Consider the following 23,183-nt stretch of genomic DNA (forward strand, 5'->3'; position numbering starts at 1 on the left):
GGAGCGGAATCTTTGTTCGATCGTCAAGTACCTGTGTGTACAGCGCCCTTGTGCGTTCCGTGGGGTTAACCGGAACGTCATGGGCAAGCCAGGAACCAGGGTACGATTCTGGCCAGGCGCCACCAGGCAGCCCTCCCGGCACGGGGGCCGGGAGGGATGTGCGCGCAGGGGCCCGGTCGCGTCACAGCGACCGGGCCCCTCCGCGCGTGGCCCGAACGGCTCCGCCCGGAGCCGGCGCGGCCACGCGCTCACCGGGCCCCCTCCTGGCGTGCGCGGCGGCGGGCCTGGTGCTCGCCCTCCTCGCGGAGCAGGTCATGGAGTGCTCGTGCGAGGGCGACGGCTTTCGGCCACGGGTCCGCGGTGGCGAGGCGGAGCGCGGTGTCCCACGCGGCGAGGGCCTGTTCGGCGGCTGGTGTGCGGCGGCCCTGGGCCTGGAAGTGGAAGCAGAGGACCCCGTGCCGGACGAGGTCGCCCTCGTCGGCCAGATGGGCGACCCACTCGGCCGCCACCGCGCCGTCCGGCGCCGCGGTGGCGGCGAGTACGCCCGCCACGGCCCGCGCGAGCCGGGCCTGTGGGGTCACCGCGCGTCCGCCCGGAGGGGCTTGCAGGAGGGGTCGCGGATGTCGTGCGCCCAGTGGTCCGGCTTGGCGCCGGAGGCGGAGTGGCAGATGACCTTGTGCCCGCCCGCCTTGATGGGGCCGTCGCAGAAGGCGCAGATCCGGCCCACGGCGCTCACCTTCTCCAGCGTGTCCGGCACCGCGGTGAACTCGCGGCCGTCCGCGCCCCGGACGTACGCGGTCCGGCCGCGCCGCGGGCTCCCGGCGGCCGTGCCCGCGCACTCCTCGACCACGGCCATCAACTCGCCCTCGCGCAGGCTCTCCGGGTCGCGGACCCGCTTGCGCAACAACGGATGGTCGACGTGCCCGAACCCTTCGTTCGGCCCGCTCTCCCGTACTTCCATGCCGGTGCTCCCCAACGGTGTCGGCGGGTGGACAACTCCGGCCTGTCCACCTGGAGTTACTTGCTGGAGTAGCGTGTCGCGTACGGACCGTGAGGAACATCCTCGGCGTGTCCGCTCCCGTCCGCGGCTCTGCGGACACCGCGGAGCCTGGAGGTGGAATCCGTGCGCGAATCCTTCGGCGAAGCCTTGCGCCGGCTCCGGGGCAGCCGCTCGGTGCGGGACGTCGCCCGGCTCGCAGCCTGCGGGAAGACGCATGTCAGCGACCTGGAGAACGAGAAGCGGCAGCCGACGCGGTCCATCGCCACAGCCCTGGACCAAGCGCTGGGCGCCGGGGGCGAGCTGATCGCCCTCGCTGAGGCCCGTCCTGGCGCCTCCCCGCTCGACCAGGCGGACGCCCTTCAGCAAGGCCTCCATCAGGCGCTGGCCGCCGGTCCACTCACCGACGCATCACTGGACGAGTGGGAGTACACCGTGGGTCGGCACGGCAGGGCGACGCGGTACCGGCCGGAGGGCGAACTGCTGCCGGAGCTGCTCGCCGACTTCACGGACCTGAGGCTGATCCTGACCCACCGGCAGGCGGCGCCCACGCGGAAACGGCTGACGATCGCCGTTGCGCAGATGTCGGGACTGATGGCCCTGACCCTGCTGAAGCTGGGAGACGGGCGATCGCGAGCCTGGTGGCGTACCGGCAGGGCGGCCGCCGTAGCGGCCGAAGACCGGGCAACGCTCTCCTGGATGTACGCCCAGGAGGCCTACCAGCTGTACTACGGCGGCGATCCGGAGGGGGCGGTCGAACTTGCGGGACGGGCTCAGTACCTCGCCGGCGGTCTGCCGTGTGTGGGCCCTGCGCTGGCCGCCCCGTTGGAAGCCCGAGCGCTCGCCGTTCTGCAACGGCGTGAAGGTGCGAAGGATGCCCTGGCCCGCGCTGAGGCGGCGCTGGCGCGCCTCCCGGAAGCGGAGCGCATCGGGTCCGCCTTCGGGTACAGCGAGAGCCAGCTGCGCTTCCACGCGGGGAACGCCTGGACCCACCTCGGCGAGACGGCCCGAGCGGCTGAGCAGCAGGACCGCGCCCTGGAGCTGTATCCCCTGCGGGACCACACGGACCGGGTGCTCGTCGCTCTCGACCAGGCCATATGCACAGCTGTCGACGGTGATGCCGCCGGGGCTGCGGTGCACGCGACGACGGCGATCGTGGACCTACCGGACGAGCACCGCTCCGCGCTGGTCATCTACCGGGCGCGGGAGGTCGCGGCTAAGGTGCCGGAGGCATCGACGGTGCCGGAGGTGCGGGTGCTGCGCGAGGCGTTGGCGCTGCCCGCTGGCGAGAGGGGCGCGCGTGCGGATCGGGCAGGCCACACCGGAAGACGTTGATGTCATCTCCACGATCCTCGCGGAGATCGAGGCGTACTACGGCGGCGAGCCGACACCCGGGGACCCGGCGCAGATCCGTACCGCCCTCTTCGCCGGCCGCCCCGCAGCGACCGTGCTCCTGGCCCGTGAAGGCAACGAGGTGCTGGGCCTGGCCTCGTACAGTCTTCTGTGGCCTGCGGCCGGCGCGGACACCAGCCTGTATCTGAAGGAGCTGTTCGTCCGCGAGAGCGCTCGCCGCCGTGGCGTCGCGGGCGCGTTCATGGAGGCTCTGCAAGCGGCTGCGGCGGCTGCCGGGTGTTCGCGGGTGGAGTGGACGGCCGATGCGGACAACCCGGCCGCCCTGGCGTTCTACAAGGCCCTCGGGGCCGAGCCGCGCGGCGGGAAGATCTTCTACCGGATTTCCTAGCCCCGCCAGCGTCGGGGGCCGTCATCAGATGTTGCCGCAAGAGCGCAACGGCCCGGCCGCGTGAAGCGGTCGGGCCGTTGCCATGTGCGCTCTGACCAGCAGCGCGGGGGAATCCCTCGGGCGCCCGGGATCAGGCGGCCTTGGTCTCCCAGAAGATGCGGTCGATCTCCGCGATCAGGTCGAGGGCCTTCTGGCCCGTCGCCGGGTCGTTCGACGCCTTGGCGGCCGAGAGGGCCTTCAGGGTGTCGTTGACCAGGGAGTGCAGCTGCGGGTACTTCTCGAAGTGCGGCGGCTTGAAGTAGTCGCTCCACAGCACCGAGACGTGGTGCTTCGCGAGCTCCGCGCGCTGCTCCTTGATGGTGATGGCGCGGGCGCGGAAGTCCGCGTCGTCGTTGGCCTGGTACTTCTCCTGCACGGCCTTGACGGACTCGGCCTCGATACGGGCCTGGGCGGGGTCGTAGACGCCGCACGGCAGGTCGCAGTGCGCGCTGACCTTGACCTTGGGAGCGAAGAAGCGGGAAAGCATGGGGGTGGGTCCTCCTCGTGATCGTCTTCTCAAGGGGGAGATTACTCCGTGAGAAAGCGGAATTCGCGGGCGGCCCCGTGGGCTTAGGACAAAAGTCCAGCGTCACGATGGGGGCGGTGAGCGAACGTACGGACGGAACCGGGAAGGTGTCACATGCACGTGCCGATCGGGATGGTGGAGGTGTACGGGCCCTCGATGGCCCCCACCCTGGACTCCGGCGACCAGGTGCTCGTCCACTACGGCGGGCGCGTGCGCCCCGGTGACGTCGTGGTGCTGCGCCACCCCCTCCAGCAGGACCTGCTGGTCGTCAAGCGGGCCGCCGAGCGGCGCGGGGGCGGCTGGTGGGTGCTCGGGGACAACGGCTTCAACGAGAGCGGGGACAGCGAGGACTACGGCGTGGTGCCCGACGAGCTCGTGCTGGGCGTCGGGCGGCTGCGCCTGCGGCCGCCCGCCGCCGGTCAGACCTCGCTGGCGGCCCGGGCGTCCTGGCTGGCCCGCGCGGTGCGTCCGCTGTTCCCCGACCCGAGCGCCTCCTCGCGCTTGCGGGCCCGGTAGGCGGCCACGTTCGCCCGGGTGGCGCAGCGGTCCGAGCAGTAGCGCCGGGACCGGTTGGTGGAGGTGTCGAGGTAGGCGTTGCGGCACGGCGGCGCCTGGCACAGGCCCAACCGGTCCGCGCCGTAGGACGTCAGGTGGAACGCCAGGCCCATGGAGGCGATCGCGGCGTACCCGGCCGAGGCGTTGGAGGGGTGGTCGGCGAGGTGCATGTGCCAGTTGGGCTCGCCGTCCGGGCCGGGCGTTTCGTGCCCGGAGACCTGCGGGCTCACGGGGAACTCCATCAGGAGCGAGTTCAGCAGGTCCACCGCCAGGACGTGGTCGCCCGAGTCGGCCGCCTCGAAGATCGCGCGCAGCCGCGCGCGGACGTTGCGGAAGCGGGTGACGTCGGCGTCGGTGACCCGGCGGGCGTCCTGGAGGCTGGCCCCGAACAGGGCCCGGGCCGTCTCCGCCGACGTCAGCGCGTCCTTGCCACGGGCCGGCTCCTCGGTGTTGACCAGGCGCACGGCGTAGTCCGAGTAATGGGCCAGTTCCACTTGTAGTCCTTACGGATGAGGATTAGTCTGCGGGTGTGCCGTTCGGGTAACGGCCGATATGCCTTCTAGGGTATTACGGGTGGAGGGGTTCGAGATGACGGACGCGGCGACCGGAACGGACTGGCAGGCCTGGCAGGACAGCTGGGACCGCCAGCAGGAGTGGTACCTCCCGGACCGCGAGGAGCGGTTCCGGGTCATGCTGGACATGGTCGAGGCGGTCGTCGGCACGGCGCCCCGGGTGCTGGATCTGGCGTGCGGTACGGGAAGTATCACGGACCGCGTCCTCAAACGGTTCCCGAACGCCACCAGTACGGGCGTCGACCTCGACCCCGCCCTGTTGACCATCGCCGAGGGCCACTTCGCGGGCGACGCGCGGGTCACCTTCGTCACCGCGGACCTCAAGGACCCCGACTGGGTCGCGCGGCTCCCGTACGACAGCTACGACGCGGTGCTCACGGCCACCGCCCTGCACTGGCTGCACAGCCCGCAGCTCGCCGTGCTCTACGGGCAGCTGGCGCCCCTGGTGCGCCCCGGGGGCGTCTTCATGAACGCCGACCACATGCCCGACCCGGCGACCCCGCTCCTCAACGCCGCCGAGCGCGCCCACCGCCACGCGGGCATGGACCGGGCCCGCGCCGAGGGCGTGCTCGACTGGGCCGAGTGGTGGGCCGTGGCCGCGGCCGACCCGGTGCTCGCCGAGCCCACGAAGAAGCGGTACGAGATCTACGGCGAGCACGCCGACGGGGACACCCCGGACGAGGCGTGGCACGCCCGCACCCTGCGCGAGGCGGGCTTCGCGGAGGCCCGTACCGTCTGGCGCTCGCCGTCGGACGCGCTGGTCCTAGGACTGAAGTAGGGGATCGGTTCGCAGGTCGGCGCCAGGGGCGAAGAGGGCGGTGCGGACGACGAAGAGGGGCGGTACGGACATCGTCCGTACCGCCCCTCTTCGCACCGTGTGCGCGGGTTTACAACACCTTGGACAGGAACGCCTTCGTCCGGTCGTGCTGCGGGTTGCCGAGGACGTCGCGCGGGTTGCCCGCCTCGACGACCACGCCGCCGTCCATGAACACCAGGCTGTCGCCGACCTCGCGGGCGAAGCCCATCTCGTGCGTGACCACGATCATGGTCATGCCCGATTCGGCCAGGTCCCGCATGACGTCGAGGACGTCGCCGACGAGCTCCGGGTCGAGCGCCGAGGTGGGCTCGTCGAAGAGCATCAGCTTCGGCTCCATGGCCAGCGCGCGGGCGATGGCCACGCGCTGCTGCTGGCCGCCGGAGAGCTGCGAGGGGTAGTTCCCGCCCTTGTCGCCCAGGCCGACGCGGTCGAGGAGCTTGACGGCGCGCGCCCGCGCGACCGCCTTGCTCTCGCCCTTGACCATGACGGGGGCTTCCATGACGTTCTCTATGGCCGTCATGTGCGGGAACAGGTTGAACCGCTGGAAGACCATGCCGATGTCCCGGCGCTGGGCCGCGACCTCGCTGTCCTTCAGCTCGTAGAGCTTGTCGCCCTTCTGGCGGTACCCGACCAGCTGGCCGTCCACGTAGAGGCGGCCGGCGTTGACCTGCTCCAGGTGGTTGATGCACCGCAGGAAGGTGGACTTGCCGGAGCCGGACGGGCCGACCAGGCAGAACACCTCGCGCGGCGCGACCTCGAGGTCGATGCCCCGCAGGATGTGGGCGGCGCCGTAGGACTTGTGCACGGCCTCGGCTTTGACCATCGGCTGGGCGGTCACTTCGCCACCTCCGTACGGCGGAACATGTTCAGGTTGGCGCGCAGTCGCTGGAGCGGCGTCGGCGGCAGGCTGCGCAGCGAGCCGCGCGCGAAACGGCGCTCCAGGTAGTACTGGCCGACGCTGAACACGCTGGTCAGGGCGAGGTACCAGATCGACGCGACGATGAACATCTCCATCACCGCGAACGAGGTGGCCGCGATGTCCTGCGCCGCCCGCAGCAGGTCCGCGTACTGCACGGCGACGACCAGCGACGAGGTCTTGAGCATGTTGATGAACTCGTTGCCCGTCGGCGGCACGATCACGCGCATCGCCTGCGGCAGCACGACCCGGCGCATCGTCTGCGTGCGGGTCATGCCCAGCGCGTGGGACGCCTCCGACTGGCCCTCGTCGACCGACTGGATGCCGGCCCGGACGATCTCCGCCATGTACGCGCCCTCGTTGAGGCCGAGACCCAGCAGGGCGGCCAGGAAGGGGGTCATGACCTGGGTCATCTCGTCCTTGTAGAACCCGAGGTTCAGGATCGGGAAGATCAGGGCGAGGTTGAACCAGATGAGCAGCTGGACGTAGACCGGGGTGCCGCGGAAGAACCAGATGTAGAACCAGGAGATGGTGCTGGTCACCGGGTTCTTCGACAGCCGCATCACGGCGAAGGCGACGCCGAGGACCAGGCCGAGCGCCATCGCCGCGACGCTGATCAGGACCGTGTGCCACAGGCCGCTGAGGATGCTCGCGTCGAACAGCTTCTCGGGGACGGTCTGCCAGCGCACGTTGCCCTGGGAGAAGGCGTAGATGATCGCGCCGAAGAGAACGAGGGCGATGATTCCGCTGACCCAGCGTCCGTAATGCCGGACGGGGATGGCGCGGATCATCTCGGGAGGGACGGACCCGGCCGGCGGGGTGTCCGCCGGTCCGGGGACCTTTTCGAGCTTGTCAGTCACAGTGACTGCCCTTCAGTGCTGCGTGGGGGTCACTGACCTGCGTTGACCTGGGCCTTGGTGACGGCGCCGGAGGCCGCGTTCCACTTGTCCAGGGCCGCCTTGTAGCTGCCGTCCTTGATCGTCGCGTCGATGGCGGCGGCCAGGGCGTCGCGCAGCTCGGTGTTCTTCTTGTCGATGGCGATGCCGAAGAGGCCGGCGTCACCCGGGTTGGCGACGGCCTCGAAGTCGTTGCCGCCGCCCGCGGTCTGCGCGATGTACGCGGCGACCGGCGAGTCGTTCAGGTCGGCGACGGCGCCGCCGGCCTTCACACGGGTCTGCGCCTCGGCGTCGGTGTCGAAGGCCTCGATGGAGAGCTTCGCCTTGCCGTCCTTCTCGCACTTGGCGCTCTGGTCCTTGGCGGACTGCTCGTACGTCGTGCCGCGCTGGACGGCGAGCTTCTTGCCGCACAGGTCGTCGAGGGTCTTGATGCCCTCCGGGTTGCCCTTCTTGACCAGGATGCCGGTCGACGCGGTGAAGTAGTCGACGAAGTCGACGCCGTTACCGGTCTTCTGACCCTTGTCGTCGAGGCCCTGCTGGCGGGCCTTGGTGTCGCTCATGGAGGACATGACGACGTCGGTGCGGCCGGTGGGCAGACCGCCCAGCAGGGTGGCGAAGGTGCCGGAGGTGAACTCGAACTTCACGCCGAGCTGCTTGCCGAGGGCGGCGGCGATGTCGGGGTCGACACCGACGATCTTCTCGCCCTCCTTGAACTCCATCGGGGCGTAGGTGGCGTCGGTGCCGACCTTGATCACGCCGGCGTCCTGGATCTTCTTCGGGAGCTTCGAGAACAGCGGGGCGCTGCTCGTCTTGCCGCCCGTGTCGGAGCCCTTGTCGGTCTGGTCGCCACACCCGGTGAGGATCAGGGCGCCGGCGACCGCGATCGCGCCGACCGCGGCGATCCGGGACCGGGCGGCAGTCGTGCGGCGGGTGGTGCTTGCGGTCATGAGCTGGTTCCTCCGACAGGGGTGGAAAGCATCCGATGGCGGTCGTGCACGCACCTTCGAGTGTCGCGACCTTGTGTGATTACGGCATCTTGCCATTCGGACTGGCGCATTCAGGATGCCCATCAGGTCAAAATCGCATAACGGGCGACCCCGGTAACCCAACATCGCTGCGGGGATGGGCCGTCGCGGCGGGAGTATGCGCCGCCTGCGGCCGTCTTTACCGGAGTTTTTGCGGCCCGTCTCGGGTACTGGACACAGACTCTTGGACTTTTCGCCGAAACTAGGACAAGAGGCTTATGGTCGAGCAGGAATCGACTCGTCTGGGTGAGCGTTCTTCGGGTAGAACAGATCCTTACACCCCTCATCCGGGGCTCAGGGCGCGCGTGCGGCGCGCCCGCGCGTACGAACCTCCCCTTCGTGGAGACGGGCCAACCAACCGTCGACGCGGAGTACGGACGCGGTGCCCGCCCACCCCTTAACCAGGAGTGGTCACCCTCAACGAATTAAAGACTTAAGGGGTTAAGAAAGTGGCAGCGGAGATCGTCAATCCTCGCAGCGACAGCGTTACGGACAACAACCCGGATGCGGTGTTCGCGCTTCACCGTGGCGGAAAGATGGCCATCGTGGCCACCGTTCCCGTCCGGGACAAGGACGACCTGTCCCTCGCGTACACGCCCGGCGTGGCCAAGGTCTGCACCGCCATCGCGGAGCAGCCCGAGCTGGTCAACGAGTACACCTGGAAGTCCAACGTGGTCGCCGTCGTCACCGACGGTACCGCCGTGCTCGGACTCGGTGACATCGGGCCGGAGGCCTCGCTCCCCGTCATGGAGGGCAAGGCCATCCTCTTCAAGCAGTTCGGTGGTGTCGACGCGGTTCCGATCGCGCTGGCCACCAAGGACACGGACGAGATCATCGAGACCATCGTCCGGCTCGCCCCCTCCTTCGGCGGGGTCAACCTGGAGGACATCTCGGCGCCCCGCTGCTTCGAGATCGAGCGCCGCCTCCAGGAGCGCGTGGACATCCCGATCTTCCACGACGACCAGCACGGCACCGCCATCGTGTCGCTGGCCGCCCTGCGCAACGCCGCCAAGCTCACCGGCCGCACCCTCGCGGACCTGCGCGCCGTGATCTCCGGCGCGGGCGCCGCGGGCATCGCCATCGCCAAGATCCTGGTGGACGCCGGCATCGGTGACGTCTGCGTCACCGACCGCAAGGGCGTCGTCTCCGCCGACCGCTCCGACCTCACGGACGTCAAGGCGGAGATCGCGGGCCTCACCAACAAGACCGGTCTGACCGGCTCCCTGGAGGACGCCCTCGTCGGCGCCGACGTCTTCATCGGCGTCTCCGGCGGTACGGTCCCCGAGGCCGCGGTGGCGACGATGGCGAAGGACTGCTTCGTCTTCGCCATGGCCAACCCGAACCCGGAGGTCCACCCCGACGTCGCGCACAAGTACGCGGCGGTCGTGGCCACGGGCCGCTCGGACTTCCCGAACCAGATCAACAACGTGCTGGCGTTCCCCGGCATCTTCGCGGGCGCCCTCAAGGTCCGGGCCTCCCGGATCACCGAGAACATGAAGATCGCCGCCGCCGACGCCATCGCCGGCGTCGTCGGTGACGAGCTCGCCGCCGACTACGTGATCCCGTCCCCCTTCGACGAGCGCGTCGCCGAGGCCGTCACCGCGGCCGTCGCCGCCGCGGCCCGCGCGGACGGCGTGGCGCGCCTCGCCTGAGCGAGCCGCCCGCAGTACGGCAGTACGCCGAAGGCCCCGCCGCAGTGATGCGGCGGGGCCTTCGGCGTGTCCGGTTCGGACGGTTCGGACGGATCCGACGGTTCGGACGGTTCGGACGGATCCGTCGCATCCGTCGGATCCGACGGGACCGACTACTCGTCGTCCTCGTCCTCGTCGTCGAGCCGGGCCAGCCAGGTGGCCAGCCGCTCGACCGGGACCTCGAAGTCGGGGTTCAGGTCCACGAAGGTGCGGAGCTGCTCGGCGAGCCACTCGAAGGTGACCTCCTCCGCGCCGCGCCGCTTCTCCAGCTCCTCGATGCCGCGATCGGTGAAGTACAAGACAGGCTCCGTGCGTGAGGGGGGTGTTTCCCGGACAGGATAATCCGCGCCGGCCGGACCCTCCCGCCGGGCACCGGGCGGGGATAGCCTGGATGACCTCAACACGCGTGGCGCGCGCAGCCGTTGGTTGCTGCTGGGCGCTGATTCACCGGGACCGGGGGCGGGGGATGGCGGACGGGCGCACGGGCGACTCCGCGCGCGCCTTCGAGCTCCTGGAACCCCTCGTCCAGGCCGCGACCGTACGCGTCCACGCCCCGCCGAACGGGTATGAGGACCCTGGGACCGGAGCCACCTGGGGCAGCGGGTTCTTCATCGCTCCCGGCTGGGTCCTGACGTGCGCGCACGTGGTGGGCGAAGGGGGCGGTGGGATGCGGCTGGTCGGACGGGAGGTCGGCATCACCTTTTCCTCCGGCGGGGACGGCGCCACCGGAACCGTCGCCGGACGCGTGGAATGCGTCCTGCCCGAGCGGCTGGAGCAGCGGCGGCCGGCCGGGCCCGGCCTGTGGGAGCTGCCCGACCTGGCGCTCGTGCGCGTCCTGGCCCCCGTCTCGCACGCCTGCGTCTGGCTCACCGACCGGGCCAGGCCCCGCTTCGACGAGGTCGCCTACTTCGGCTGCACGGAGGACCTGGGCGCCCCCGAGATCACCGGCCGCACCACCCGGCTGCGCGGCACCGCGGGCAACGGCGCCGCCATCCGGCTCGGCGCCGAGGACGAGATCGAGCACGGCATGTCCGGCGGCCCGGTCGTCGACCTGGCCCGCGGCGAGGTCGTCGGCGTGGTCAAGGCCCGCGCGCGCGGCGGCGGCGGGCTCGCCGTCTCCGTCGTCCAGCTGCGCACCCTGCCGATCTCCGCCAAGAGCCGGATCGGGCTCTACCGCCGCGTCATGCAGGCCCACGACCTGCACCACTACGACCAGCACCTCAGCGACGTCGACAACCGCCGCACCTGGACCGACGCGCACGACGAACTCCCGCGCCCCGAACCCGACCCCTACGGCGGCCGCCAGCGCCTCACCCCCGGCGAGCGGACCACCCTGTGCGGGCTGCTGGCCGAGCTGCCCCCGCCCGGCTCCTCCGAGGCCGTACGGACGCTGGTCGAGGCGGCCCGCGGCGAGGAGCCGGACCCCGGCCCGCTCGCCCCGCTGAGCTGGCGCGACGGGCTCGGCCTGCTCTACGACCCGCCCGGCGGGGTCAGCGAGGCCGCCGCCATGCTGCGCTACGCCACCGACGTCAGCGTCGCCGAACACCGCGAGCCGCCCGCCCCCGGCGCCGACGAGGAGCTCTGGGACTGGGTACGGGCCACCGCCGAGCGGCTGTGGCGACCCCTGCGCCGGGAGCTGGGCGAGCGGCACGAGCGGGGCCTGCTCGAACGCGAGCGGGCCCGCGAGGAGCGCAGGCTGGCGGCCGCCGGGCAAGCCGTCCGGATCGGGCCCGCCCGCGCCGCCGAGATCCTCCCGCCCGGCCCCTCGGTCCTGCTGGAGGTGTGGGCGCACAGCTGGGAGCGGGTCTACGACTGGCGGTTGTCCGTCCTGTTCGGCCCCGAGCACCTGACCCCCGTCGACGCGGGGGAGCGCGCCACCCTCGCCGCACTGCCCGAGGTGCTGCGGGCCCCGCTCGCCGAGGCCTTCCGGCGCTGCGACACGCACGAGGGGGCCGCGCTGCTGGAGGCCGCCGTCGCCCCCGACCTCTTCACCCTGCCCGTGGACGAGTGGGTGGTGGCGGGCGCGGCCCCGGTCGGCACCCAGCGGCCCGTGGTCTTCCGCCACCCGCCCGAGCCCGGGCCGCCCACCACGGACGACCGCCACCGCCGGGCCGACCGCTGGGCCCGGGTCCAGGCCGGGCCGCTGCTCGACGAACGGGCCGACTGCGACCGGGGGCGCCGGCGCACCCCGACCTACGCCTGGCTCGACGGCCAGCCCGACAACACCGTGCCCGTCCACTGCCGGGCCGCGGACGCCGACCCCACCCTCGGCTCGCTGCACTCCGCCCACCGCGCCGGCTACGGGGTGGTGCTGTGCCGGCGCCCGCCGGCGGACCCGACGCTGCCGTGCGCGCCCTTCCACCGCGCCCTGCGCGAGGAACTCGCCGACGCGGGCCGCGGCGGCGTGCTGGCCCTGCGGCTCCAGTCCCTGCGGGGGCGGGCCCACGGGCACGACCCCGACGCCTACTGGGCCGCCGGGCTGGGCCTGGTCTGGGACGACCCCGGGCGCCCGCTGCCGGACGACGAACCGTTGCAGGGGGACCTGTGAGCCGCAGCCGCGCCGGGGCAGGGCCCGCGGGAGCGCACCGCGGGAGCGGGGTACGGGCGGCCGCCACGAAGGGGGAGCGACCATGAACGACGAGTGGCTCATCTACCGCGGGGTCGGCGAACCCCACGACGGCATCGACGCCCTGCCGCCCCCGCCGCCGTGGCGGGACTTCGACGGCGGCCCCGTCATCGAGCCCGGTGAGGCCGCCGAAGCGGTCGACGGCGCCGCCACCCGGCGGCTCGGCGCCCACCGGCACGCCGCCGAGATGCACCGGCCCGAACCGGAGGAACTCGACGTCATCAACGCCGCGCTGTACCTGCGCCGGCCCCTGCTGGTGACCGGCTACCCCGGCACCGGCAAGTCCACCCTCGCGCACGCCGTCGCGCACGAGCTGAAGCTCGGCCGCGTCCTGCGCTGGCCCGTGGTCTCCCGGACCGTCCTCCAGGACGGCCTCTACCGCTACGACGCCATCGCCCGCCTCCAGGACGTGCAGATCGCCGCCGGGGGCGGCGATCCCGGCGGGACGCCCGGCATCGGGAAGTACATCCGGCTCGGGCCGCTCGGGACCGCGCTGCTGCCCACCGACCGACCGCGGGTCCTGCTCATCGACGAGCTGGACAAGAGCGACATCGACCTGCCCAACGACCTGCTCAACGTGCTGGAGGAGGGCGAGTTCGCGCTCCCCGAGCTGGAGCGGGTCGCCGACCGCGAACCCGAGGTCCAGGTCCTCACCGACGACGGCGCGAAGGTCGGCGTCCGGGGCGGCCGGATCCGCTGCCGGGCCTTCCCCTTCATCATCATGACCAGCAACGGCGAACGGGACTTCCCCGCCGCCCTGCTGCGCCGCTGCATCCAGCTCAAGCTCGGCCCGCCCGGCGAGAAGCGGCTCGCCACCATGGTCCGCGCCCACCTGGGCGAGGAGGCGGCCGCGCTCGGCGCCGACCTCATCCGGGAGTTCCTCAGCCGCTCCCAGAGCGAGCTCGTCGCCGCCGACCAGCTCCTCAACGCCATCTACCTCACCCACCACGCGGCGCCGCCCACCCGGGAGGACCTCGCCGACCTGCTCATCCAGCGGCTCGACCGTTCGAGGTGAGGGCCCGTGACCGCCGCCGGACCGCCGCCGCCCGGAATCCGTGACCTGACCGCCCTGCTGCGCGCCGCCGGCCTCGACCCCTCCGTCGAGGAGCTGGCCGACGCGCTCTGGCTGGCCGGGCACACCCGGGCGGCCAGAGGCGCGGGGTCCGCCCCGGTGACCGGGACGGGCGCGGCCGGGGGGACCGGGACCCGCGCGGTGGGCGACACCGGCCCCGGGGACCAGGAGACGGACGGTAGGGAAGGGACGGGCGCCGCGGTAGGGACGGACGCGACCACCGGCGCGGGGGTCGGGGCGCCGGACCCGGGGCCGGGGGGTACGGGCCCGCCCGAGGAGGACCGCCTCGACCTGTACGTCCCCGGGCGCGCGGGCCCGTACCGCCCGGGGGAAGCCGGAGCGGAACCGGAACCGGAGGGCGGCACCGGGATCCGGATCCGGGTGCCCACGGCGGCCGCGCTGCCCCGGATCCTGGACATCCAGCGGGCCCTGCGCGCGCTCCAGCGCCGCCGACCGCCCGCGCCCCGGGCCCGCAGCGTGCTGGACGAGCCGGCGACCGCCGAGGCCAGCGCCCGGGCGCTGGGCCTGGCCATCCCCGTGATGCGGCCCGAGACCCGGCGCGAGAGCACGATGCGGCTGGTCCTGGACGCGTCCCCGTCGATGGCCGTCTGGCACGACATGTTCGACGAGCTACGGGCGGTGTGCGAGCGGCTGGGGGCCTTCCGGGACGTCCAGGTGCACTACCTGCACCGACTCGCCGACGGCCGAGCCGCGATCGGAGCCGGAGCGGAACCGGAAGTGCGGATGCGGCCCGCGGACGTCCTGCGCGATCCGACCGGGCGCGGACTGACCATGGTGGTCTCCGACTGCGCCGGGCCGCTGTGGCGCGAGGGCGAGGCGCAGCGCCTGCTGCACCGCTGGGCCCAGTGCACGCCCTGCGTGGTCGTCCAGCCGCTGCCGCAGCGGCTGTGGGGCCGCAGCTGGCTGCCGACCGAGCGGGGCACGCTGGCCCGGCGCGACGGCGGCGAGCCCCACCTGGAGTTCCGCCCCGACCGGCCGCCGCGGCCGGGCCGACCGGTCGGCGGGCTCACCGTGCCCGTGCTGCCGCCCAGCGCCCCCGCGCTCGGGGCCTGGGCCCGGCTGGTGGCCGGGCTGGGCAGCGGGGCCGTACCGGCCGAGGTCGGGCGGGTGCTGGCCGACCATCCCGCGGCGCCCGTACCGCTGCCCCGGGCCGCCCGGCCGCCGCGCGAACTGGTGCGCCGCTTCCGCTCCTCGGCCTCGCCGCGCGCCGTGCAGCTCGCCGTGTACCTCTCGGCGACCCCGCTCGCGCTCCCGGTGATGCGGCTGGTGCAGCGCACGATGCTGCCCGACTCGGAACCGTCCGACCTCGCGGAGGTGCTGCTCAGCGGGCTGCTGCGGCGCAGCGGTCCGACGCCGGGGCAGTGGTACGAGTTCGTGCCCGGGGTGCAGGACGTCCTGCTCGGGCCGCTGGGCCGGGACGAGGCCGCGCTGGTGCTCAAGCACTGCTCGGAGTACGTACTGGCCCACTTCGGGCGGGGGGTGCGCAACTTCCCCGCGCTCGCGGTCTCGCAGCTCACCGGCGCCGCGCCGGCCGGTGCGGCGCCGGTCGGGGCGCCGCAAGGGGCGACGGAAGCGGACACCGGCGCCACGGCGGCGGGGACCGGTCCGGGCACGGGGGGCGGTGTCGGTGTCGGTATCGGGGCCGGGGCCGGGGAGGAGCCGGGGCGGGTGCCGGTCCCGCGGTTGCCGCAGCTGCCGCAGGCCTTCGCCCAGGTCTCCGCCAAGGTCGTGCGCCGCTACCTGCCCGGGCCGCAGGACACCCCGCCCGGCGGCGAGGAACCGCCCCCGGGCGGGGCGGCCCCCGTGCCCGGCCGGGCCTGGGCCGTGCGCACCGCCCGGACGCGGCTCGCCGCCTTCGACCGCGACCGGGACGGCGGCCAGCGCGCCCTGTACGAGGCCGTCGCCGTGCTGCGGCGCGCCGTCACGGCGCCGCCCGGACCCGGGGACCCGGCGGGCGAGGCCGAGTTCGAGCTGGCCGGGGCGCTGCTGCGGCTCTGGGAGGTGCAGCGCGACCTCGACCTGCTGACCGAGGCCGAGCGCACGGCCCGCGCGGTGAGCGCGCTGCCCGGCATGGTCCGGGCCCGCGCGCTGCTCGGCCGGGTGCTCTACGAACGGGCCGTCGCCGCCCTGCCGGGCCCCGGGCCCGAGGCGGCCGAGCTGCTGGCCGCCGCCGAGCGCGAGTTCGCGGCCGTCGGGGCCGTGCCCGAGCTGGAACGGGAGCTGCGCCTGGACTGCGCGATCCGCCGGGCCCGGACCCTGATGCGGCTGTGCGAACTGCACGACGACCCGGCGGCGCTGCGCGAGGCCCTGGGGGCGCTGGAGGTCTTCGCCCGCGCGGAGCGGGAGCTCGGCGGCAAGCCGGACGGGGGGCTCCAACTGGCCCTGGGTCGGGTCCTGCTGGCCCTGGCCGACCGCGAGCCGGACCCGGCCGGGCGGACCCCGCTCGCCGACCGCGCCGCCACCCGGCTGGCGGCGGGCCTGGCTCCGCTGCTGCGCGCCCGCACGGGCCAGGGGGTCGCGGCGGCGCCGCCGGACGGCGCGGACGCGGGGGAGCGCGGCTGGGTACGGGTGGAGCTCGCCCGGGCGCTGCGCTACGTCCCGGAGCGGCTCGACGAGGCGCCCGCGGTGCTGACGGCCGCGCTGGCCGACGCCGCGGGGGAGCCGGAGCTGCGGCTGGCGGCGCTGGTGTGCCTGGCCCGGGTGCACCGGGAGCGGTACGCGCGGGACACCGACCCCGCGGACCTCGACGCGGCGGCCGACGCCTACGGCCGGGCCCGGCGGCTGATCCCCCGGGACGGCGAGGCCTACGGCGAGTTGCTGCCCGAGTGGGGCGACGTACTCCTGGAGCGGGCCCGCACGAGCGACGGGCCGCGGTTCGTCTCGACGGCGGTCCGGGTGCTGCGGGACAGCCGCGCCGCCGTGCCGCAGAACGATCCGCGCGCCCCGCACCGGCTGCACCGGCTCGCGGCGGGCCTACGGCTGCGGCACTCCTACGAGGGCGACCTGGTCGACCTGCGCGAGGCCGAGTACCTGCTGGAGCTGACGGTCCGGCACGCCCGCGGCCCCCTGGAACGGGCGAACGCCTGGCGCGAGCACGGCGACGTGCAGCAGGAGATCCACGCCCAGACCCGGGCCGTCGACCGGCTCGACCGCGCGGCCGACTCCTACCGGCGGGCCTGGCGCGCGGCGATGGAGGCCGACCGCACGGACCGCCAGGAGGCCGCGGTCGAACTGGGCGCCCGCGTACAGATGTTGCGCGGCCAGGTGCTGGAGCGGCTGGCCCGACCGCGGGCCGCGCTGGACGCCTACCGGGGGGCCCTGGAGCTCTGGCAGCGCCTCGAAGGGGCCGGGTCCGGGGCGGTGGGGGCGCCCGGGTCCGCGGCCGCGGCCGGCTCCGGCGGCGGCCCCGACGAGCGGCGCGAGGCGGTGCGCGCCCGGGTGCGCGCGCTGGAGGCGGCACTCTGACGTGCCTCGGGGCGCCCCTCCCGTGACTGTTTCCGCTCCCCGGGCACCGGGAAAGGGGAGTGGACCCATCGAACACACGACGCAACAGGGGGACGGAAAAGCCATGGTGACAAAGCATCAGGAAGTGGTCGCACGCCGGTGTTCGGGACAGCTGCCGGACCTCTCCGGGCTCGATCTGGCCGCGCTGCGGGGCATCGACCACCCGGTGCTGGCGGACGTGGTCGAGGGCATGGTGGAGCGCGTCACCCACCCGGCGGAGATACTGAACGCCTTCGATTCCGGCGTCGACTGATCCGGCCCCGCACCGGCCGGCCGCCGGCCGGTTCGAACCGGCAGAAAACGCCCCCTGGTTGACCACTTTCCGCCGTTAGCCGTACACATCCACCGGGCAGGGATGGACCGTCCGCAGCGGGAGGAACAGTCGAATGAGGCAGACGACCACGCGCGACGCCGTGCTGCCCGCGCACCGCGTCCACGCGCCCTGGCCCTATACCCGGCTCGACGTCCCCGCGCTCCGCGCCGCGGGCCACCGTCCCTACCCCCTCCGCCAGTTCGTCCTCAAGACGCGCAGCCGCTGCAACCTCGCCTGCACCTATTGCTACGTCTACTCCATGGCCGACCAGGGCTGGCGCGCCCAACCCGTGGCGATGCCCGCCGCCACCGCCGCCCGCGCCGCCGACCGGATCGCCGAACACGCCGCCGCCCACGCCCTGACCCGGGTCGACCTCGTCCTGCACGGCGGCGAGCCGCTGCTGACCCCGCCCGCCGGCCTCGCCGCGCCCGTCGAGGCCGTCCGGGCGGCCCTCGCCCGCCGCTCCCCGCGCACCCGGGTCACCGCCACCGTGCAGACCAACGCCACCCTGCTCACCCGGGGCAGGCTCCAGGCGCTCGCGGCCGCCGGGATCCGGATCGGCGTCAGCCTCGACGGGGGGCTCCCGGCGCACAACGCCCGGCGCGTGGACCACGCCGGGCGCCCCGGCTTCGCCGCCGCCGCGCGCGGCCTGCGCCTGCTGGCCCGGCATCCGGAGAGCTACGCCGGCGTGCTGTGCGTGGTGGACGTGGACCAGGACCCGGTGGAGACGTACGCCTCGCTGCTCGCCTTCGCGCCGCCCACCATCGGGCTGCTGTTACCCCTGGCCAACTGGGCCGACCCGCCGCCCCGCGCGGCCCCGGGCGCCACCCCGTACGCCGACTGGCTGACCGCCGTCTTCGAGCGCTGGTGGCACGACGGGGTGCGCCGGACCCGCATCCGGCTCTTCGAGGAGATCATCGCCCTGCTGCTCGGCCTGCCCGCCGCCAACGAATCCCTGGGCCTGGCCCCGGTCACCACCGCCGTCATCGAGACCGACGGCAGCATCGAACAGGCCGACTCCCTCAAGTCCGCCTACGAGGGCGCCGCCGCCACCGGGATGACCCTGGACAGCCACAGCTTCGACGAACTCCTCGACCACCCCGGGCTGGCCGCCCGCCAGCTCGGCCGGGCCGCACTCACCACCGGCTGCCGCTCCTGCGAACTCGTCGAGGTGTGCGGGGGCGGCCACTACCCGCACCGCTACCGGCCCGGCCGGGGCTTCCGCCACCCCTCCGTGTACTGCGAGGACCTCCAGGTGCTCATCCGGCACATCGCGGCAGCCCTGCACCACGCCGCCACCGCCGCCACCGCCGCGCCGCCCGCCACCGCGGCGGCCACCGCCGCCAGCGCGCGCGGCCCCGAGCGGGCCGCCTCGTGACCCGCCCCGCCCCCGGCACCGCGCCCGCCGCCCCCGACCCGCTCCCCGGCTTCTCCGTCACCTCCCACCTCCTGCGCGCCCTCTCCTCCACCGAACCCGGAGCCGAGGGCACCCGGCTCGTCCGCGACATCCGCCGCTCCAAGCGCCTGGTCCTGCTGCGCGGGGTGCTCGACGCCGCCCCCGGCGGAGCCGACGGGGAGAGCGGTCAGCACTGGGCCCTGCTGGAGGAGGCCGAGCGGCACGACCCCGGCGCGGTGCGCGACGTACTGCACTACCCGGCGACCGGGGCGTGGGCCGAGGAGACCCTGCGCCGGCTGCACGCGCCCCACGGGCCCGCCCCCGACCTCGCGCACCTCGGGGCCCTCGCCGCCGCCGCGGCCCTGCGCGCCGGAGTCGACTTCAAGCTCACCCTGCGCCCGCTGCACGGCCGCCTCGTCCTGCCCACCCTCGGCCTGCTGCGCCCCGCCCGCCCCGGGCCCGTCGCGCTCACCGAACGCTCCTGGGACCCGGCCGACCCCGCCGTCCTGGCCCTGCACGGCCTCCCGGGCGGCCGGACGGCCCTGGACGACCTCGACCCGTACCGGGCGCTGGGCCACTCCGCGTCCGTACGCCCCGCCCGCCGGCTCACCCCCAAGGGGCACCGGCGCTGGGACATCCAGTGGACCGGCGCCCTCACCCTCCTGGAGCGCTACGACTCCACCCGGGCCGGCGAGATCGGCGAACTCCTGCGCACGCTGGTCCCGCTGGCCGGCGGGGCCCGTTCCACCGGCGCGACCCTGCCCGCCGCCGCCGGATCCGTCCTGGTCCGCGGCCAGGCCCCGCCCGCGCTCGCCGCCACCCTCGTCCACGAGGTCCAGCACGGGAAGCTGACCGCCCTCGCGGACGTCCTCACGCTGCACACCGCCGACCGCACCCCCTGCTACTGGGCCCCCTGGCGCGCCGACCCCCGCCCGTTGGAGGGACTGCTGCACGGCGCGTACGCCCACCTGGCCCTGGCCGGCTACTGGCAGCGCGCCGCCCTCTACGGCGCCCGCGGGGCCTGGGCCCGGCACGCCCGCTACCGGGCCCAGGTGGCCGCGGTCCTCCCCGTGCTCCAAGGCGCCCGCGAACTCACCGTCACCGGAAGGGAGTTCACCGCCGGCATGGCCGCCGCGGAGGCCGCCATGGACGATCTGCCGCCGCCGGGGGACCAGCAGGCCGTCGCGCGCCGGGCGATCGACCACGACCGTCGCGCCTGGTGCGAGGACCACCCCGAACTCGCCGCATTCGCCGCGTCCTGACGAGGGCTGAGCACCCGTCACCTGCGGTACCTTTTCAACCCCGTCCACCGCCCGGATTCCAGGGAGACGGCCGCATGACCACCGGTAGTCGCCACGACCGCGACACAGCGGCGCAGCCACAGCGCTTCGTCATCAGCTTCGCGGGGTTCAACCGCCCCTGGGCCGTGTGGATCGCCCACCGGCTGGAGGAGCACGGCCACCGCGTCGCCCTCCAGCGCTGGGACCCGCAGAACAGCCCCGGCCTCGAAGAGGCCCTCGACGACCTCGCCCGCGGCGGCGGTCGGGTCCTGGTCGTCCTCAGCGAGCGGTACTTCTCCGCGGGCACCCACACGGACGAGGAGTGGAACACCGCGCTGCGCGCCGTCACCGCGGCCCACCCCGACCGGTTCGCCGCCGTCTGCCTCACCGACGCCCCGCTGCCCAGCGCCGTCGCGGCGCTGGAGAAGACCGACCTGTGGGGCCTGGACGCCTACGAGGCCGAGTACCGGGTGCTGCGCCGGCTGGAGCTGCCCACCGACCGGATCGGCACCGATACCGGCCGCCGCGGCCCCCGCTTCCCCAACGACCCGCCCGAGATCTGGGGCCGCGTCCCGCGCCGCAACCCCCGCTTCACCGGCCGCAACGACGTCATCGGCAGGCTCCGCGCCGCCCTCAGCGAGGCGCCCCCCGGCGCCGCCACCGTCACCCTGCTCGGACTGTCCGGCGTGGGCAAGACGCAGGTCGCCACCGAGTACGCCTACCGCTTCGCCTCCGAGTACGACGTGGTGTGGTGGGTGCCCGCCGAGGACCGGCCCACCCTGCGCGAGCGGCTCGCCGACCTCGCGCCCGCCCTCGGGCTGCCGCGCGGCGCGGGCAGTTACGGCGAGCAGATCCGGGCCGTCCTCGAAGCACTGCGCCGCGGGTCCCCCTTCGGCCGCTGGCTGATGATCTTCGACGGGTGCGACAACCCCGACGACCTGACCGACCTGCTGCCCGGCGGCGCGGGCGACGTCATCATCACCTCGCGCAACCGCGAGTGGGGCAACCGGCACACCAACCTCGTCGAAGTCCCGCTCTACGCCCGCCCCGAGTCCATCACCTTCATCCGCCGCCGCGCCCGCCGCCTCACCGGCGACGAGGCCGACCAGCTCGCCGAGGCGCTGGAGGACTACCCGCTCGCCCTCGACCAGACCGCGGGCTGGCTCGCCGACTCCCCGCTGAGCGTGGGCGATTACCTCGCGCTGCTGCGGCGCAGGCTGGACTCCCGGGAGGCGGTCGCCGTCTCCGACGACTACCCGCTGCCCTTCCCGACCGCGCTCGCCATACTCCTCAACAACGTCCGCGAGAACTTCCCCGACGCCCTGGCCCTGCTGCGGCTGTTCGTGTTCTTCGCGCCGGGCCCGGTCCCGCTGCGCCTGCTCGGCGAGTTCCCCGCGGACGACGTGCCCGAGCAGCTCGCCGGGCTGATCAACGACCAGATCCGGTGGAACGCGGCCCTCAACAAGCTCGTGCAGTTCTCCGTCGTCCGCCTGGAGTACTCCGACCTGCCCGTCGAGGAGGGCGGCGGCGGCCTGGAGACCGTCCAGCTGCACCGGATGGTGCACGGCATCGTCCGCGAGAACCTCTCCGAGGACGAGGCCGAACCGCTCTCCCGCGCCGTCCGCCAGGTCCTGGCCGCGGCCGACCCCGGGCGGCCCTCCGACTCCCGGCTCTGGCCGCGGTACGCCGAGCTCATCCCGCACCTGGAGACCGCCGGGGTGCTCACCAGCACCAACCCGCGGATCCAGGCCTTCCTGCTGCGCTGCCTGCGCTACCTGATCCTGGCCGGGGAGTACCGCAGCTGCCTGCGGCTGTGCGAACAGACCGACCTGGCCTGGCGGTCCATGCTCGGCGAGGACCACGACCGGGTGCGCGAGCTGAGCTACCAGTACGGCGGGGCCCTGCGCAACCTCGGGCTGTTCCGCCGCGCCGAGACCCTCACCAAGGCCGTCGCGGACCGGCTCGTCGAGGAGCGGGGCGACCGCGACCTGGAGACCCTGCGGGCCACCAGCGCCTACGGCGGCGTCCTGCTGTGCATCGCCAAGTTCGAACCGGCCCGCGCCCTCTTCGAGCACTGCCTGACCACCTACCGCGAGCTCCTCGGCGAGGACGACTCCACCACGCTCAACGCCCAGAACAACCTCGCCGCCACCTACCGGCTGCTGGGTCGCTACCAGGAGGCGTACGACCTCGACCTGGAGACCCTGCGGCGGCGCGAGCGGGTGCTGCGCCCGCACCACATCTCCACCCTCTCCTCCGGCATCGCCTGCGCCATGGGCCTGCGGCTGATGGGCCGCTACCGGGAGGCCCAGACCCGCCAGGAACAGGGGGTCAAGCTCAACAACCAGATCCTGGGCGTCAACCACCCGCAGACCCTGCGCGCGGAGCACAACCTCGGCCTGTGCCTGCGTCGCTCGGGGGACATCCCCGGCGCCGGCACCCGGCTGCGGACCGTCTGGGAACGCGCCACCCGGGTCTTCGGCGCCGACTACCCGTGGACCCTGATGGTCGCCTCCGACTACGCCACCTACCTGCGCGAGTACGGGGACATCGAGGAGTCCCGGCGGATCTCCGAGGCGGTGGTCCGGGGCTACCAGTCGCAGCTGGGGCTGGCCCACCCGTACAGCATCGGTACGGTCGGCAACCTGGGGCTGGTGCTACGGGCGCAGGGTGAGCGGGAGGAGGCGCTGAGCCTGTGCGAGCAGGCGCTCGTCGGGATGCGGAACGCGCTCGGGGAGCGGCATCCGTGGACGCTGGGCAGTGCGTTGAACGCGGCGGGGTGTCGCAACATCACCGGGCGGCTGGACGACGCGGTGCGGTTGAGTCGGGACACGTTGCGGACGGCCGAGCGGGTGCTGGGGCCCGATCATCCGATGGCGCTCAGTGCCCAGATCGCGTTGGCGGCCGACCTGCGGGCGCTCCAGCAGATGGACGAGTCCCGCAAGAACGAGGACGACGCCCTCAAGGCCCTGACCCGCACCCTGGGCACCCAACACGTCCACACGGTCTCCGCCCGCCAACGAGTCCGCCCCTACTGGGACTTCGAACCCCAGCCGTAGCGAAACCAGCCTCGCCGGGGGGGGGGGGGGGGGGGGGGGGGGGGGGGGGGAGAGGGGACGGGGGGGGAGGGGGAGGGGGGGGGGGGGCGGGCGGTCGGGGCCAACTCCTCGGCCGCAGCGCCGGTGGTACAGGCGCT

At 73.8% G+C, this 23,183-nt stretch carries 20 protein-coding genes; 12 read left to right on the top strand and 8 right to left on the bottom strand.

The genetic code is table 11. The annotated features are described in order from the left end of the window. Window positions 1–248: 248 nt before the first annotated feature. Window positions 249–581, bottom strand: coding sequence for a hypothetical protein (locus ACZ4UB_RS20480; protein ID WP_468071956.1), 333 nt, complete (start codon window positions 579–581; stop codon window positions 249–251). Next, window positions 578–961, bottom strand: coding sequence for a hypothetical protein (locus ACZ4UB_RS20485; protein WP_468071958.1), 384 nt, complete (start codon window positions 959–961; stop codon window positions 578–580). Before ACZ4UB_RS20485 ends, ACZ4UB_RS20480 begins: the two co-directional genes overlap by 4 nt. 162 nt (window positions 962–1,123) lie before the next feature. Between ACZ4UB_RS20485 and ACZ4UB_RS20490 the strand changes: the two genes are divergently transcribed. After that, the gene (locus tag ACZ4UB_RS20490; protein WP_468071960.1) at window positions 1,124–2,332 is read left to right on the top strand and encodes a helix-turn-helix domain-containing protein; all 1,209 of its coding nucleotides are present in this window, start codon (window positions 1,124–1,126) and stop codon (window positions 2,330–2,332) included. Continuing rightward, a complete protein-coding gene (locus ACZ4UB_RS20495) occupies window positions 2,298–2,738 on the top strand; it encodes a GNAT family N-acetyltransferase (protein WP_468071962.1) in 441 nt (146 codons plus the stop codon). Before ACZ4UB_RS20490 ends, ACZ4UB_RS20495 begins: the two co-directional genes overlap by 35 nt. A 130-nt stretch (window positions 2,739–2,868) precedes the next feature. Here the strand turns inward: ACZ4UB_RS20495 and sodN are convergent, their stop codons facing one another. Further along, on the bottom strand, window positions 2,869–3,264 hold the full coding sequence (sodN, locus tag ACZ4UB_RS20500) for a superoxide dismutase, Ni (protein ID WP_354382426.1): 396 nt from the start codon (window positions 3,262–3,264) through the stop codon (window positions 2,869–2,871). Window positions 3,265–3,417: 153 nt separating this feature from the next. On the opposite strand from sodN, the gene sodX reads away from it, so the two are divergent. Next, window positions 3,418–3,819 carry a nickel-type superoxide dismutase maturation protease gene (sodX, locus tag ACZ4UB_RS20505; RefSeq protein ID WP_468071965.1) on the top strand — a complete coding sequence of 134 codons (402 nt, stop codon included), beginning with the start codon at window positions 3,418–3,420 and terminating at the stop codon, window positions 3,817–3,819. On the opposite strand, the gene ACZ4UB_RS20510 is transcribed toward sodX, so the two are convergent. Next, window positions 3,723–4,352 carry a CGNR zinc finger domain-containing protein gene (locus ACZ4UB_RS20510; protein ID WP_354382428.1) on the bottom strand — a complete coding sequence of 210 codons (630 nt, stop codon included), beginning with the start codon at window positions 4,350–4,352 and terminating at the stop codon, window positions 3,723–3,725. The genes sodX and ACZ4UB_RS20510 overlap by 97 nt on opposite strands. Window positions 4,353–4,446: 94 nt before the next feature. Between ACZ4UB_RS20510 and ACZ4UB_RS20515 the strand changes: the two genes are divergently transcribed. Continuing rightward, window positions 4,447–5,208: a class I SAM-dependent methyltransferase gene (locus tag ACZ4UB_RS20515; protein WP_354382435.1), complete on the top strand. Its 762-nt coding sequence runs from the start codon at window positions 4,447–4,449 to the stop codon at window positions 5,206–5,208. A gap of 109 nt (window positions 5,209–5,317) precedes the next feature. On the opposite strand, the gene ACZ4UB_RS20520 is transcribed toward ACZ4UB_RS20515, so the two are convergent. Genes ACZ4UB_RS20520 through ACZ4UB_RS20530 form a run of 3 tightly spaced genes read right to left on the bottom strand, consistent with a single transcriptional unit; the run spans window position 5,318 to window position 8,006 of the window. Beyond that, window positions 5,318–6,070 (bottom strand): amino acid ABC transporter ATP-binding protein, encoded by a 753-nt coding sequence (locus ACZ4UB_RS20520; RefSeq protein ID WP_330335186.1) that lies wholly within the window; start codon window positions 6,068–6,070, stop codon window positions 5,318–5,320. 11 nt (window positions 6,071–6,081) lie between these two features. Continuing rightward, window positions 6,082–7,023 (bottom strand): amino acid ABC transporter permease, encoded by a 942-nt coding sequence (locus ACZ4UB_RS20525; RefSeq protein WP_468071967.1) that lies wholly within the window; start codon window positions 7,021–7,023, stop codon window positions 6,082–6,084. 29 nt (window positions 7,024–7,052) lie between these two features. Beyond that, on the bottom strand, window positions 7,053–8,006 hold the full coding sequence (locus tag ACZ4UB_RS20530; RefSeq protein WP_468071969.1) for an ABC transporter substrate-binding protein: 954 nt from the start codon (window positions 8,004–8,006) through the stop codon (window positions 7,053–7,055). A 527-nt stretch (window positions 8,007–8,533) separates the two neighbouring features. Here ACZ4UB_RS20530 and ACZ4UB_RS20535 point away from each other — a divergent pair. Next, complete coding sequence (locus tag ACZ4UB_RS20535) at window positions 8,534–9,736, top strand: NAD(P)-dependent malic enzyme (protein ID WP_385787126.1); 1,203 nt, start codon at window positions 8,534–8,536, stop codon at window positions 9,734–9,736. A 152-nt stretch (window positions 9,737–9,888) separates the two neighbouring features. Here the strand turns inward: ACZ4UB_RS20535 and ACZ4UB_RS20540 are convergent, their stop codons facing one another. Continuing rightward, window positions 9,889–10,074 carry a DUF6104 family protein gene (locus tag ACZ4UB_RS20540; protein ID WP_356415216.1) on the bottom strand — a complete coding sequence of 62 codons (186 nt, stop codon included), beginning with the start codon at window positions 10,072–10,074 and terminating at the stop codon, window positions 9,889–9,891. A 167-nt stretch (window positions 10,075–10,241) separates the two neighbouring features. Between ACZ4UB_RS20540 and ACZ4UB_RS20545 the strand changes: the two genes are divergently transcribed. The 7 genes from ACZ4UB_RS20545 (at window position 10,242) to fxsT (ending at window position 23,046) form a co-directional block, all read left to right on the top strand. Further along, entirely contained in the window at window positions 10,242–12,323 is a 2,082-nt protein-coding gene (locus ACZ4UB_RS20545; RefSeq protein WP_468071972.1) for a VMAP-C domain-containing protein, read from the top strand. Between the two features lie 82 nt (window positions 12,324–12,405). Beyond that, entirely contained in the window at window positions 12,406–13,416 is a 1,011-nt protein-coding gene (locus ACZ4UB_RS20550; protein WP_468071974.1) for an AAA family ATPase, read from the top strand. Window positions 13,417–13,422: 6 nt separating this feature from the next. Continuing rightward, a complete protein-coding gene (locus ACZ4UB_RS20555) occupies window positions 13,423–16,959 on the top strand; it encodes an SAV_2336 N-terminal domain-related protein (RefSeq protein WP_468071976.1) in 3,537 nt (1,178 codons plus the stop codon). Between the two features lie 103 nt (window positions 16,960–17,062). Next, on the top strand, window positions 17,063–17,251 hold the full coding sequence (fxsA, locus tag ACZ4UB_RS20560) for an FxSxx-COOH cyclophane-containing RiPP peptide (RefSeq protein WP_354382783.1): 189 nt from the start codon (window positions 17,063–17,065) through the stop codon (window positions 17,249–17,251). 133 nt (window positions 17,252–17,384) lie between these two features. Then, a complete protein-coding gene (locus tag ACZ4UB_RS20565) occupies window positions 17,385–18,689 on the top strand; it encodes an FxsB family cyclophane-forming radical SAM/SPASM peptide maturase (protein WP_468071978.1) in 1,305 nt (434 codons plus the stop codon). Beyond that, entirely contained in the window at window positions 18,686–19,969 is a 1,284-nt protein-coding gene (locus ACZ4UB_RS20570; protein WP_468071980.1) for an HEXXH motif domain-containing protein, read from the top strand. Before ACZ4UB_RS20565 ends, ACZ4UB_RS20570 begins: the two co-directional genes overlap by 4 nt. A gap of 74 nt (window positions 19,970–20,043) precedes the next feature. Beyond that, a complete protein-coding gene (fxsT, locus tag ACZ4UB_RS20575) occupies window positions 20,044–23,046 on the top strand; it encodes an FxSxx-COOH system tetratricopeptide repeat protein (RefSeq protein WP_468071982.1) in 3,003 nt (1,000 codons plus the stop codon). The last annotated feature ends 137 nt before the right edge of the window (window positions 23,047–23,183 follow it).

This window comes from Streptomyces sp. NPDC028419, assembly GCF_055565515.1.

Bases quoted from the DNA above. Each gene is read 5' to 3' on its own strand.
- sodN (WP_354382426.1), bottom strand. From the start codon at position 3,264: ATGCTTTCCCGCTTCTTCGCTCCCAAGGTCAAGGTCAGCGCGCACTGC.
- ACZ4UB_RS20515 (WP_354382435.1), top strand. From the start codon at position 4,447: ATGACGGACGCGGCGACCGGAACGGACTGGCAGGCCTGGCAGGACAGC.
- sodX (WP_468071965.1), top strand. From the start codon at position 3,418: ATGCACGTGCCGATCGGGATGGTGGAGGTGTACGGGCCCTCGATGGCC.
- ACZ4UB_RS20565 (WP_468071978.1), top strand. From the start codon at position 17,385: ATGAGGCAGACGACCACGCGCGACGCCGTGCTGCCCGCGCACCGCGTC.
- ACZ4UB_RS20485 (WP_468071958.1), bottom strand. From the start codon at position 961: ATGGAAGTACGGGAGAGCGGGCCGAACGAAGGGTTCGGGCACGTCGAC.
- fxsT (WP_468071982.1), top strand. From the start codon at position 20,044: ATGACCACCGGTAGTCGCCACGACCGCGACACAGCGGCGCAGCCACAG.
- fxsA (WP_354382783.1), top strand. From the start codon at position 17,063: ATGGTGACAAAGCATCAGGAAGTGGTCGCACGCCGGTGTTCGGGACAG.
- ACZ4UB_RS20520 (WP_330335186.1), bottom strand. From the start codon at position 6,070: ATGGTCAAAGCCGAGGCCGTGCACAAGTCCTACGGCGCCGCCCACATC.
- ACZ4UB_RS20545 (WP_468071972.1), top strand. From the start codon at position 10,242: ATGGCGGACGGGCGCACGGGCGACTCCGCGCGCGCCTTCGAGCTCCTG.
- ACZ4UB_RS20530 (WP_468071969.1), bottom strand. From the start codon at position 8,006: ATGACCGCAAGCACCACCCGCCGCACGACTGCCGCCCGGTCCCGGATC.
- ACZ4UB_RS20550 (WP_468071974.1), top strand. From the start codon at position 12,406: ATGAACGACGAGTGGCTCATCTACCGCGGGGTCGGCGAACCCCACGAC.